10 protein-coding genes are annotated in these 12,967 nt (G+C 29.3%); 1 reads left to right on the top strand and 9 read right to left on the bottom strand.

Features of this window, described 5'->3' with window-relative positions; all coding sequences use genetic code 11:
• Window positions 1–128 precede the first annotated feature (128 nt).
• Window positions 129–1,235: an MGDG synthase family glycosyltransferase gene (locus tag D2A34_RS22255; RefSeq protein WP_119367964.1), complete on the top strand. Its 1,107-nt coding sequence runs from the start codon at window positions 129–131 to the stop codon at window positions 1,233–1,235.
• A 46-nt stretch (window positions 1,236–1,281) separates the two neighbouring features.
• Here D2A34_RS22255 and rho read toward each other — a convergent pair whose 3' ends face one another.
• The 9 genes from rho to D2A34_RS22210 all read right to left on the bottom strand — a co-directional run bounded on the left by rho (window position 1,282) and on the right by D2A34_RS22210 (window position 12,755).
• A complete protein-coding gene (rho, locus tag D2A34_RS22250) occupies window positions 1,282–2,721 on the bottom strand; it encodes a transcription termination factor Rho (protein ID WP_079438923.1) in 1,440 nt (479 codons plus the stop codon).
• Between the two features lie 304 nt (window positions 2,722–3,025).
• On the bottom strand, window positions 3,026–4,636 hold the full coding sequence (locus tag D2A34_RS22245; RefSeq protein ID WP_079438924.1) for a CTP synthase: 1,611 nt from the start codon (window positions 4,634–4,636) through the stop codon (window positions 3,026–3,028).
• A gap of 165 nt (window positions 4,637–4,801) precedes the next feature.
• Window positions 4,802–5,107: a hypothetical protein gene (locus tag D2A34_RS22240; RefSeq protein ID WP_079438925.1), complete on the bottom strand. Its 306-nt coding sequence runs from the start codon at window positions 5,105–5,107 to the stop codon at window positions 4,802–4,804.
• A 103-nt stretch (window positions 5,108–5,210) separates the two neighbouring features.
• Window positions 5,211–5,627 (bottom strand): YwiB family protein, encoded by a 417-nt coding sequence (locus D2A34_RS22235; protein WP_079438926.1) that lies wholly within the window; start codon window positions 5,625–5,627, stop codon window positions 5,211–5,213.
• Window positions 5,628–5,794: 167 nt separating this feature from the next.
• Window positions 5,795–6,529: a stage II sporulation protein R gene (spoIIR, locus tag D2A34_RS22230; protein ID WP_079438927.1), complete on the bottom strand. Its 735-nt coding sequence runs from the start codon at window positions 6,527–6,529 to the stop codon at window positions 5,795–5,797.
• 62 nt (window positions 6,530–6,591) lie between these two features.
• Entirely contained in the window at window positions 6,592–7,434 is an 843-nt protein-coding gene (ispE, locus tag D2A34_RS22225; protein ID WP_079438928.1) for a 4-(cytidine 5'-diphospho)-2-C-methyl-D-erythritol kinase, read from the bottom strand.
• Window positions 7,435–7,595: 161 nt separating this feature from the next.
• Window positions 7,596–10,232 (bottom strand): cyanophycin synthetase, encoded by a 2,637-nt coding sequence (gene cphA, locus D2A34_RS22220; RefSeq protein ID WP_119367963.1) that lies wholly within the window; start codon window positions 10,230–10,232, stop codon window positions 7,596–7,598.
• Entirely contained in the window at window positions 10,204–11,049 is an 846-nt protein-coding gene (locus tag D2A34_RS22215; RefSeq protein ID WP_079438930.1) for a cyanophycinase, read from the bottom strand. Before D2A34_RS22215 ends, cphA begins: the two co-directional genes overlap by 29 nt.
• Window positions 11,050–11,192: 143 nt before the next feature.
• Window positions 11,193–12,755, bottom strand: a complete 1,563-nt coding sequence (locus D2A34_RS22210; RefSeq protein ID WP_079438931.1) for a DUF3794 and LysM peptidoglycan-binding domain-containing protein — start codon at window positions 12,753–12,755, stop codon at window positions 11,193–11,195.
• Between the last annotated feature and the right edge of the window lie 212 nt (window positions 12,756–12,967).

Raw genomic sequence — 12,967 nt, 5'->3', positions numbered from 1 at the left:
CTGAACTTTTGCATTAATTAGGTTAATTAACTAACTTTTAATATATTACCATGTATAATTTAGTATTTAAATTGCACAATAGATATGGTAAACTATGTAATATAATACTATTGAAATGAGTGACTTTCGTGAAAAAAGTTTTAATTTTAACAACATCTACGGGCCAAGGACATAATCAGGCTGCCACTTCTGTAGCAGAATCTTTTAAAAATGCTGGTTACGAAATTACAAAACTTGATTTTCTAGCTAAGAATAGTAAATTTCTTAATGATATTATTGTAATGGCATATGAAATTTCCGCCGCAAAATTCCCTAGAACTTATGGCTTATTTTACAACTTAACCGACAACAAATATATTAATAAATTTTTAAAGATTATTTTCTTTATGACTAGAAAGAAAGTTTCAAAAGTAATAGATGAGATACGGCCTGATATAATTATAGCCACTCACTCTATAAACATCAGTGTTATCTCAGACTTAAAAAAACAAGGATTAAAAACTCCATTCATTTTAGTGGTTACAGATTTTAAAGCTCATTATCTATATGTAGATTCCTGTGTTGATGCTTATATAACTGGCAGTAACTATACAAAGCAATCATTAATGAATAGAACTGTGAGTCCTAACAAGATTTATCCTATAGGTATTCCAATAAGCAATAGGTTTTACACAGAAGTTACTTCTGCCGACACTCTAAAGGATGATGAATATTTTAATATATTACTTATGGGTGGTAGCCTCGGGCTAAATACCATATTTAAAGTGCTAAAAGAATTATTAAAGAATCCAAAGAAATTAAGAATTACTGTTGTCTGTGGCAAAAATAATCACCTAAAGAATAAGTTGGTTAAATACTGTCAGGAAAATAATTTTGCGAATAAAAAACTTCATATACTAGGTTTTACTCAAGATATTTCTTACCTTATGGATTATTGCGATATAATTGTATCAAAACCTGGTGGTTTAACAGTTACAGAATCTATAGTTAAAAATATACCATTAGTGATTCCTTTTGCTATACCCGGACAAGAAAGTGAGAATATAGATTTTCTTACAACCGAGGGATATTCAATTTATATAAAAGATTTAAATAAAATTAACGATACAGTGAATCGCTTAATAGATAATCCAGACGAATTAATTAACTTAAGACTTAAATTAAAAGAATTATCTTCAACATATTCTTTAACCAAAATAGTCGACATAGCAAACGATTTAATTTCAAATAAATAAAAAGGGTGACCGTAAATCTAACTGGTCATCCTTTTTCATTATGTTATTAACTCTTCTTTTGAAAAACATTTACAAATTCTTTATTATCATTAGTCTTAGATAACATATTGATAAGATTTTCTGTAACACCGTCCGAATTACCATCCTTATACATTGTCTTTCTTATAGAAAATGCTACATCTAACTCCTCTTTGGATAAAATTAAATCTTCTTTCCTAGTTCCTGATTTATATATATCAATAGCAGGGAAAATTCTTCTTTCTTGTAATCTTCTATCAAGATGAACTTCCATATTTCCTGTACCTTTAAACTCTTCAAAAATCATATCATCCATTCTAGAACCTGTCTCAACAAGCGCAGTTGCAAGTATTGTCAAGCTTCCTCCCTCTTCAATTTTTCTTGCAGCTCCAAAGAATTTCTTAGGCATTATAAGAGCCCCTGGATCAAGACCACCCGACAAAGTTCTACCAGTAGGATTTATTGTCAAATTATAAGCTCTTGATAATCTAGTTATACTATCCATAAGTATGACAACATCTTTTCCTTGCTCAACCATCCTCTTTGCTCTTTCCAGAACCATTTGAGCTACTTTTGCATGATTTTGTGGTTCTTCATCAAAAGTTGAATAAACGACATCTCCATTTATAGACCGCTTCATATCCGTAACCTCTTCTGGTCTTTCATCTATAAGTAGTACTATCAGTTTAACTTCCGGATAATTTTTAGATATGTTTTGCGCCACCTTTTTTAGCAAAGTAGTCTTTCCTGCTTTAGGTGGTGCTACTATTATTCCTCTTTGCCCTTTACCTATTGGGCAAATTATATCCATTAATCTAGATGACAAATCATTTTTGTCGGAAGTCTCTAATCTCAATCTTTCTTTTGGATATATAGGAGTTAAAGTTTCAAACGATTTTCTACCTATTGCCTTCTCTGGATGCTCCCCATTAACCTTTTGAACAAACAAAAGTGCTTTAAATTTTTCAGTTTCTTTAGCTTCTCTTACTTTTCCTTCAACTTCATCCCCTGTTCTTAGATTAAATCTTCTAATTTGAGATGGAGATACATAAATATCATCACTACTGGTCAAATAATTTTTGCATCTTAAGAAACCAAAACTATTATTTTCTAAAATTTCCAAAATCCCTTTTGCCACATTAGATTCATCTATCATCTCTTTCAAATTTTCTTTTTTCTCTGCAGCTTCAATTTTATTTACTTCTTCTCTTGATTCTGAAATTCTATTAACTTTTTCAACTTCCCTAGCGCTATTTTTTTCAGTATTATCTTGAGTTTTTTCTCCAACTTTAGGAGCTATATTCTCTCTTAATATTGTTCCATCTTTTTTTATAAAATTATTAGAACTCTTTAATATTTCCTCTATAAGTTCATTCTTTTTATATTTAGATATATTTTTAACACCTAAATCTTTAGCAATTTCTTTTAAACTAGTTAAAGTCATGCTTTCATAATCTTGTTTTGTCAAATTCGCACCTCCAATTTATAGATTATTAATCTATAAAAATCAATTCATTTTAATTATAGTTGTATTGGAAAATTTAATAATAAGATAATCAGATGTGATACAACGCTTTAGAAATATTTTAGAATAATATTAAATATTATACGATATCATTTTTGATGTTCTATAAATTTACTAATGTTATAACTTTATTAAGTTAAATATATTATATATAATTTTGAACTGGTAAGCTATAAAATAAGTTTACCAGTTCATATAATTATTATGCCTAAAATTATTATATATTAAACATGCATATAAAACAAATTTACTTTACTAATTTTTCTTTTACTGCCGCTTCAATAAAGCCTACAAATAATTTATGTGGTTTATTTGGTCTTGATTTCAATTCTGGATGGAATTGAACTGCAACATACCAAGGATGATCTTCAACCTCAACAATTTCAACTAACCTTTCATCAGGACTAGTTCCCACAATTTTCATTCCTGCTTCAGTTATTTGTTTTCTAAATTCATTATTGAATTCATATCTATGTCTGTGTCTTTCATTTATAGTTTCCTTCTTATAAACTTTATAAGAATTACTATTTTCATCTAATTTACAAGGGTATTGACCTAATCTCATTGTACCTCCAAGATTCTCTATATCCTTTTGATCTAGCATAAGATCTATAACAGGATGTTTTGTATCCGGATTTATTTCTGAGCTATTAGCATCTTCAAATCCTAGTACATTTCTTGAATATTCAATAACAGCACATTGCATTCCTAAACAAATCCCTAGGAAAGGTTTCTTGTTCTCTCTTGCCCACTTTATAGCTTCAATCTTTCCTTCTATTCCTCTATCTCCGAATCCGCCTGGTACTAGAACACCATCAACATCATTAAGCATTTCATCAGCACTGCTGCTTTCAATATTTTCAGCATTGACCCATTTTATTTCTACCTTAGAATCATTAGCAAATCCACCATGACTTAATGCTTCAACTACTGATATGTATGCATCATGTAATTCAACATATTTACCAACTAAAGCTATTCTTACGTTATTCTTAAGATTCTTTATCCTATCTACCATTTCGATCCATTCAGAATTATCTATGTCTCTACATCCTAAATGTAATTTCTCACATACAAGGTTATCTAATCCTTCTGAATGTAACATTAATGGTACTTCATATAAATGCTCTGCATCAAGATTTTGAATTACTGATCTTCCATCTATATTACAGAACAAACCTATTTTAGCTTTAATATCATCTGTCAATTCTTTTTCAGCTCTACAAACTATTATATCTGGTTGAATACCTATCATTCTTAATTCTTTTACAGAGTGCTGAGTTGGTTTTGTTTTCAATTCTCCTGCTTTTCCTAAGTATGGTACTAAGGTAACGTGGATGTAACAAACATTTTCAGCTCCAACTTCACTTTTTATTTGTCTAATAGCTTCTAAAAATGGTTGAGATTCTATATCACCAACAGTTCCACCAATTTCAGTTATTACTACATCAACATCTCTTTCATTTGCTACTTGATAAACCTTATCCTTTATTGCATTTGTTATATGAGGAATTACTTGAACTGTAGCTCCAAGATATTCTCCTCTTCTTTCCTTTTCTATAACCGAACTGTATATTTTACCAGTTGTAACATTTGAGTTTAAAGTCAAGTTCTCATCTATAAATCTTTCATAATGACCTAGATCCAAATCCGTTTCAGCACCATCATCCGTTACAAAAACTTCTCCGTGTTGATATGGACTCATTGTTCCTGGATCTACATTTAAATATGGATCAAATTTTTGAATAGAAATTTTCACTCCTCTATTCTTTAACAATCTCCCAAGAGATGCTGCCGTTATTCCTTTTCCAATACCTGAAACAACTCCACCTGTAACAAAAATGTATTTTGTATTCATTTTTATCCTCCCTATGTTAAAATATGCCAACAACTTGATGTTGACTTATTCGTAAAGTAATGCTATAATGTAAATCACCCCATAAAATATACTATGGGGTATTTGTGTTGCTTAATAACATAGGTATTATAATATCACATATTTATATCAATATCTAGTCTTTTTTTATAAATTCGTTATGTCACTCTTTTCTATAGTATTCTCCAGTTCAAAATACTTTTCTCTAAAAAATCTATTCACAAGTAATTTTTCCTCTGCTATTTTCAAATTACTATTTATGCTTCTAGATGTTTTGATCTTAAGCATTTCTTTTATCCTACTAGTTTCTAAGCAATTATTATTTTTTAATAATAAAAGTAATATATATTTATTATCTCTATCCTTTAACAGTTCTATAAACTTTTCTTCACTAATTTCATAGTAATTGCATATATTTCTTAAAATACTTAAATATTTCAATCTATTTTCCATAATTATCCCTCCATTTCAAATTATATCCTTATAGTTGTAAACTAATCAGTTTAAATATATCTTTTTATTATATTGAAAAGGAGGTTATTAAGTATCCTATAATTTACTGTACTTTTATTTCAATTGATAAATTAGTCTTTAATGCAGGTTGTCCACCAATTTCTAAGGCATACATTGTATTTATTATTCCACCTTCTTCATCAACATTAATCTCTAATTTTTTAGTATCTATTTTTATTTCCATTACCCCATAAGGTGTTTTGTATAAAGATACAGTCTTTTGCCTATCTTTAAATTCCATCTTAGTTTCTGTCGTCCCTTCTCTTATTAAATCGAAGGAATCTTCTCTTATTATTATAATAGTTTTGGTACCTTCCATACCTGATAATTTTGTCTCCTCATATTCTACTCTAAATCCGTCTTCTGTTTCATAAAATTCCCCAGGCGTCACTACTCCTATTAAATCTTCTTCATCATTTAAAACAGCACTATCAACAGTTATAATTGCTTTTTTATTCATATACTCGGCCTCCGATTTTTTATACATATATTTTTCATTAGCATAATACTTAAACTGACATTTCAATCTTATTTCACATTATTCTATTAATTTATTTTGTACTATTACACATAGTACAAAAACTTGTCCAGTTTTTTATATTGAACTCTTTCGTCTTCTTATTCCATTTAATTAAATATCTCTTTAAGTACCTCTAAAATTTTAAATTTTATTTGTATATTATTATTTCCTTCTTTATTTGCTTCTTCTGTTTTATCTAAATTTACTTCTTCGGCTCTATTTTTTTTACCATCGCTCACCTTTATCTTTTCCTCTGTTTTATCATATTCAACTTGGGCTTTGGATTCATCAACAAAGCATAATGGCGGAAACATCACACACCACCAATTTCTACCCTGTCCACTTCCTATGATTATCCTAAAAGCTTCATAATTTCCTTGTGGCAAGGTAATGTTCCCATAGGATTTATCCGGAAAATTTTCTCTAGATAATTCAACTTTCACATCATATTTATAATTATTATTTTTAATCACTTCTTCAGCTATCTTTTTTACATCCTGCATCTTATCTTTTATGATCTCTCTAGACTCATCTAAAGATTCCGAAGAATTTAAATAAGGATATAAATAATCTATAACTTTATTTTTCACTTCTATTTTTAATTTTTGATCATCATCATTATCGCTATTAGCTATAACATGAAATCTTATTAATGAGTCCTTAACTTCATTATAATCTAGCATTCTTACATTATCTTGAGTTTCAGCTCTACTTAGCATTCCAAAAGCACTACTTTCAAGATCTTTATTTGCTCCAACACTTGTACACCCGCTAAATATACTTACAATTGAACACAATACAATTATATATACTAATCTTCTTAATCTTAAATATCTTTTCATAAACAAACCCCCTTGTAGTTCAAAGTATTACCACTTGGAGGCTTTTTATACATTTTTTCAAGTTAAATTGTTCTTGTTATAAATACATCTTTATACTTCTTCTTCATATTATCATAACACATTTGCGCTTTTAGCATATCATCAAAGAAAGCAAAAACAGTAGGACCACTACCACTCATCATAGTACCAATGGCACCATTCAGTATAGTTTCCTCTTTAATATTAGAAATAATTTTATGCTTCTTCAGAGTTACATTTTCTAATAAGTTTTTCATATTATTGGCGATAAAATAAATATCATCATTTTCTATAGCTTCTATTAACTCCTTTATCCTAGGATGAAAAACAACTTTGGATAAATCAAAACTCTTATACACCTCTTTAGTCGAAACTCCAAAAGGCGGTTTTATTAAAACTAAAATCTTATTCTGAAAGCTTTTTAAGTTTGTAATTTTCTCACCAATGCCTTCACATAATGCTGTTCCACCACTAATACAGTACGGAACATCTGCACCTAACTTTAATCCTAACTCTTTTAGCTCATTATTATTTGCATTAATATTAAATAACTTATTCATAATTTTTAGAACTCCCGATGCATCAGTGCTTCCTCCCGCTAGTCCAGCTGATACAGGAATGTTTTTTATTATATTTATATTAACTCCTTCATCAATAGAATAAGTTTCCTTAAATAATCTTGCTGCTTTATATGCTAAATTTCTTTCATCTGTAGGAACATAATGCTTGTTACAAGTTATATTTATCCCTGACTCACACTTCTCTACTTCAATTATGTCATATAAATCTATAGTCTGCATTATCATTCGTAATAAATGATATCCATCTTCTCTTTTCCCCACAACATCTAAGGCGATATTTATTTTTGCATAAGCCTTAATCCTCATTTTATATATCTCCTCTGCACATTTTAACAATATTCTATCATAGCTAAAAAATCTTGTCTAATAAGTTATTTAAAAAAGGCTCATTATGCATTCATTGAGATATTGGGGTATATACTTTATGCTTAATAAAGCATAAAGTATTGTTCCTTATTAAATTCAAGTTACAGACTATTAATATATCGTCTGTACTTTCTGGTGTTTGACTCTACTAAATACTCTTTATTTATAACATCTACAAGCGCATCTAATTTTTCATAAAAAACTACAATTATGTCATTTTCATTACTGGCACTTATAGCATGTTTTAAGGCTTCTACTTCGTCTAAGCATATATCTATATCTGCATTTTTATTTGCTTTTAATATAGATTTTTCTAAAATTTCTGCAATTTCTCCAACATTTCTGCCACGTCTATCTTTATCCTCTTTTATAATTATCTTATCTAAGCTATTGGCACATATTTCTCCAATCGCATACCCTATATCATCTTTTCTATCTCCTGGTATTCCAATCACACCAATAAGATTACTTTTTCCTTTCATCTTCTTCAATGAAGATATAACCGCCTTATATCCCTCTATATTATGGGCATAATCTAAAATAACTTTTCTACCATAATAATTATATACATTAAACCTTCCACTATTGTATTTTCCATCCAATTTAAAATCCATAAATCCTTTTGAGATAATACAATAATCAATATTTAGACCTACCAATCCTGCACAAGCTGCCATAGCATTTTCGATATTATACTCCAGTTGTCCATTATAAGATATAGGTAATTCTTTTACTGAAACTACCTCATATTTTTTATTTTTGTTTACTACACATATAATATCATTTTCTATGAAGACAGCTATTTTACCATTATTTATATTCTCTTGTATCAAAGGATTCTCTTTTGACTTAGAGAAATAAATCTTCTCAGCTTCAAACCTATTAATTATAGTTTTACTGTATTTATCATCAGCATTTATTACCACAACTCCATTAGGTTTTACCGCTTCCCCAACTAATGCTTTTGTAAAACTTAGTTCTTCAATACTATTAATTTCATCTAAACCCAAATGGTCATTTGTTATATTGGTTACAACAGCTACATCTGCAAGATCATACGCTAACCCCCTTTTTACCAATCCACCTCTAGCCGTTTCTAAAACTGCTACCTCTACATCTTTATTTAATAAAACTGTCCTTGCACTTTCAAATCCTGCATCATCACCCTTATGAATGCATTTGTCGTTTATATATATACCATCAGTTGATGTCATTCCTACAGTATTACTCACTTTTCTTAGCACATGACTTATTAGTCTTGTAGTTGTTGTTTTTCCATTTGTTCCAGTAACAGAAACTATAGGAATATTATATGGCTTTTCATCATAAAGCATTTCTAAAATCGCTTTTCCTACATTTCTCGTTCTTCCTTTTAGAGGATAATGGTGCATTCTTATTCCTGGAGCAGCATTTACCTCCAATATAACACCATTGTTCTTTTCAAGTGGAACACTTATGTCCTTTGTACAGATATCAACTCCACATATATCTAACCCTAAAGTTTTCGCCGCATTTATACAATGTTCAATATTTTCTTCACAAATTTCATCAGTACAATCTACTGCCATACCACCAGTTGAAAGATTTGCATTTTCTCTTAATAATATTTTTTCTCCGTCTTTAGGTATATAGTTTAATTCTAATCCTCTTTTTGAGAGACAAGAAATTAATTCTTGATTAATTTTTATTTTAGTTAATGCTTTTTCGTGATCTTCTCCTCTAAGAGGATCCTCATTAATAACATCAATTAATTTCTTTAAAGTATCCTTGCCATTTCCAATAACAAAAGGTGCGAGTCTTAACGATGCCGCCACCACCTTATAGTTTACTACACAAACTCTATAATCTCTTCCATCAAGATATTTTTCAAGAATTATATCCTTTTGCTTTTTCTTTAAATTCATGAATGCTTCAACTAATTGCTTCTGATTATTTATATTAAGGATTACCCCTTGACCCTTATTTCCACATTGAGGTTTTAATACTACTGGATATCCTACTCTCTCTGCTTCCTGTAATAATCCGATTAAATTATGTACCTTGCTTCCTTCTGCTACAGGAATATTCTGATTTTGAAGTAATTGTTTTGTTAAAAGCTTATCACAAGATATATCAACACCTACACACTTTGTTTTACTTCCTATTGATGCTTCTATTATTCTACCAGCTTTTCCATATCCTATTTGATATATATTGCTATCACCAAGTTGCATTACCGGAAGATTATATTCTTTCGCTGCATCACAAATTGCTTTTGTAGTTGCTCCCATTTGCTCATTTTGTAGAATTTCTTTTATAATATCTATTCTTCCACTAAAATCTATTTGGTTTTGTTTAATTAATGAATTTACTAAATCAATAGCTAAATTAGCAATTTCAGTAGCAGTATTTTTATATTCATATTGGATGATGATATAATACATATCCCCCTCAATTTCTCTTGCCTTTCCATATGAAACATCCATACCCAAATTATTTTGTATTGCAATCATTATATGTTCACAAATATGTGCTAAGTATGTTCCTTCACTGAGTCTTTTAACAAAGCCTCCTTCTTCATCAATACCACATCTATGATTTTTTAACTCTGGTATAATATTAACAAGATTAAAATTGAAATTTGGTATATCCTTGCTTGGAATTTCACAATATCCTTCTAAATCGACATCTATTCTTATACACTTTTTATGAGAATAAACATTCTGTCCTTCATATATTCTCTTTTGTAGTATCTTCATGACTAAACTTTTCCTCCTCAAAAGGTGACTTTTTTATAAGATCAAATTTATTTCCATCAGTTAATACATGTAATTTAACATTGTGCATACTTAAAATATCATCCGCGTATAATTCTGAGACATTAGTATAAGTAATTGCACTACCATCAATAAAATAAACTGCCCCTTCTCCTATAACTTCTATTCTTCCGGATTGATTAACTATTATTCCCGTATTTTCATCTATTCCTATTCCTAAAACTTCAGGATTTTGTGCGATTCCTGTTAATAACCTTCCTATTCTTCCTCTTTGAGCAAAATGTTGATCAATTATAACATCTTTAATTAACCCTAGTCCTGGAGACATTTTTAATGTACATTTTCTTGGATCATCATCATCTTGTCCTTGAACTATCATTGTGTCACTCATTACAGATGCCCCTGCTGAAGTCCCTACTATAAATGCACCATTCTTCCATGCTTCTTCTAACGCATCGTAAACTGGAGTTCCACCAATTAAACTTGTTATTTTTAATTGATCTCCTCCTGTAAAAAATATTAATGCAGACTCTCTTATTAGTTCTACATTCATATCGTCAGATGCTTCTGTTCTCTCGCTTATATCTAATACTTTTATATTTTTTACTCCAAGCTCTCCAAAAACTTCTTTATATTTACTCGCGGCTTCTTTGGGATAGTCAGTTGCGATTGTTGCAACTAATAATACATCTTCATTCTTATCAATAGAATCACATACTCTTTTTAGAATTTCTTTTTTTCCTTCTTTATCTTCTGCTCCTCCAATGATTATTAAATTACCACTTAAAACTTTTTTCAAATTTTATCACCTCATATCATGCATTACATATTCTATCCACGAATTTTAATAATTATTCAAAAAATTAGCTTCAACAAAAAGAGGCTTCCAGATAACTATAAAGCCTCTTGAAACCTCTCTTTATTTTATGAACTTATTATTTCCTAAAAAATAGCTCTTCCCGGAATTATTAATTTTCTTCCCTCTTCTATATGTTCAGGATCCTCAATTTTATTTATTTTAATCAGATCATTTACTGTTGTATTATACTTCTTAGCCAAATCCCAAAAAGTATCGCCTTTACCCACAACATAAATAGTTATGCTTGCTTTTTTTTCTGGAATATCTCCCTCTTCCTCAATTATGTCTGAAATAAATTCTTTATTTACTTCGTATAAAACCTTGCCAGATAATATTATATTGGCTTTAATTGCTATACTATTTCCTTCTATTGCTGCATCTATGTTTTCTAAATTTGCTTTCACTATAGATTTCATATTTTCGTCAGCACCACTAATATCTATCATTGCTGAAAATGGTATTTCAGCTTTAATATGTGATAAATATTTTTCCTCATCTGTTGTCTTGTATAGCACATCTGCTTTAACAATGCCTTCTACAACAACTCGATCTCTCATAACTTGCTTATCAGTTATTATTATAGTTCCATTTGCAGATATAATATGTTCAGGTCTTAAATCATTATCTTTCAATTGAATATTATACTTAATTATTGATTCAGAGTTATTAATTCCATGTAGAATGCCAACCTCATGTTCATCTTTCTTAAGCCCAAGCAAACATTTAGTAGAATATGCATCTTTAATTGTATCTATATTTTCCTTTGAAAATATTTTAACATTCGCTCTCACTACGAACTCATCATTTACGATTCTTACTTCTCCCAAGTCGTCTTCTTCTAACATTAAGTCATTATTTAACACTTCATATGAAACATTTGGAATCATATCTGATGTAATGCCTCTAATTTCTTCTTCTTTTGATAAGTAAACATCGTCCTCTAACGGAATTAATTCTCTAGAATCCTCTCCTTTGTATAAAATATTTAATTTACAGTAACATCCAAGATATATTTTGTCGTCTACAATTTTTATTTCTTTTTTGTGCAGTAATAATGAACATTTTAATATTTTACTAATTTGAGGCTTATCCATTCCTACTCTGATCATAGATCTACCAACTAATTCAACATTTTCAGTTGCATTCATTTTGTTTATTGTTTCTGTATTTTTTAATACTTCTACCTCATCGCTTCCTTCTATATCTTTTACAAATTCGAATTCATTGCTTTTATAAAGCTCCCAATCTATTGTAATTATGCCTTGGATAGATATTTTCCTTTCATTCATTATAGCAGCTTCTATATGTTCAACATTACACTCCGCTTCACAAATCACTTTATTTTCACCTTGATTTAAATCAATATTATTAGTGAAGTTTTGGTTATAGCTAACCGAATTTGCCACTAAGCCATCTTCTTTAGCTAAATATATTACTGTGTATTCAACTTTACCTTCAATTACTATTTTATCACCAATTAGTTCCTTATTAGTTATAGTCGGTCTAGCTTCTACAGTTAATATCTCTTGTACGTCTGGATGAGTATCTGGTATTAAGTATTCATCTTTTAATACTGTATTAGTATTGTTTTCTCTAAGTAACTGCTCAAATTGTACATTTTCTTTTATGATATCTATATCTGCCATCTTTTTTATACCTCCATAAAATTCCTATTATTCATTTATATACTTTTAAGATGAAATTTATGATAGGTATATTTTTATTTTAATATTAAATTTTAGTAAAGATTTTATAATTTTCGCCTGATAATTTTTTCTTCTAAATTTTTTTTCGTTTTTTATTGACATATACTATTTTTTGTCGTAATATAGTAAGTGGTTATTGACCATATAACCTC

Origin of the sequence: Clostridium chromiireducens (assembly GCF_003575225.1) — a bacterium.
GTDB lineage: Bacteria > Bacillota > Clostridia > Clostridiales > Clostridiaceae > Clostridium > Clostridium chromiireducens.
Note: the sequence above shows the minus strand (reverse complement) of the source record. Positions and strands in the feature narration are given on the sequence as shown.

Excerpts from the sequence above, each read along its gene's own strand:
- D2A34_RS22245 (WP_079438924.1), bottom strand. The coding sequence starts at position 4,636 with ATGAATACAAAATACATTTTTGTTACAGGTGGAGTTGTTTCAGGTATT.
- D2A34_RS22240 (WP_079438925.1), bottom strand. The coding sequence starts at position 5,107 with ATGGAAAATAGATTGAAATATTTAAGTATTTTAAGAAATATATGCAAT.
- D2A34_RS22235 (WP_079438926.1), bottom strand. The coding sequence starts at position 5,627 with ATGAATAAAAAAGCAATTATAACTGTTGATAGTGCTGTTTTAAATGAT.
- spoIIR (WP_079438927.1), bottom strand. The coding sequence starts at position 6,529 with ATGAAAAGATATTTAAGATTAAGAAGATTAGTATATATAATTGTATTG.
- ispE (WP_079438928.1), bottom strand. The coding sequence starts at position 7,434 with ATGAGGATTAAGGCTTATGCAAAAATAAATATCGCCTTAGATGTTGTG.
- cphA (WP_119367963.1), bottom strand. The coding sequence starts at position 10,232 with ATGAAGATACTACAAAAGAGAATATATGAAGGACAGAATGTTTATTCT.
- D2A34_RS22210 (WP_079438931.1), bottom strand. The coding sequence starts at position 12,755 with ATGGCAGATATAGATATCATAAAAGAAAATGTACAATTTGAGCAGTTA.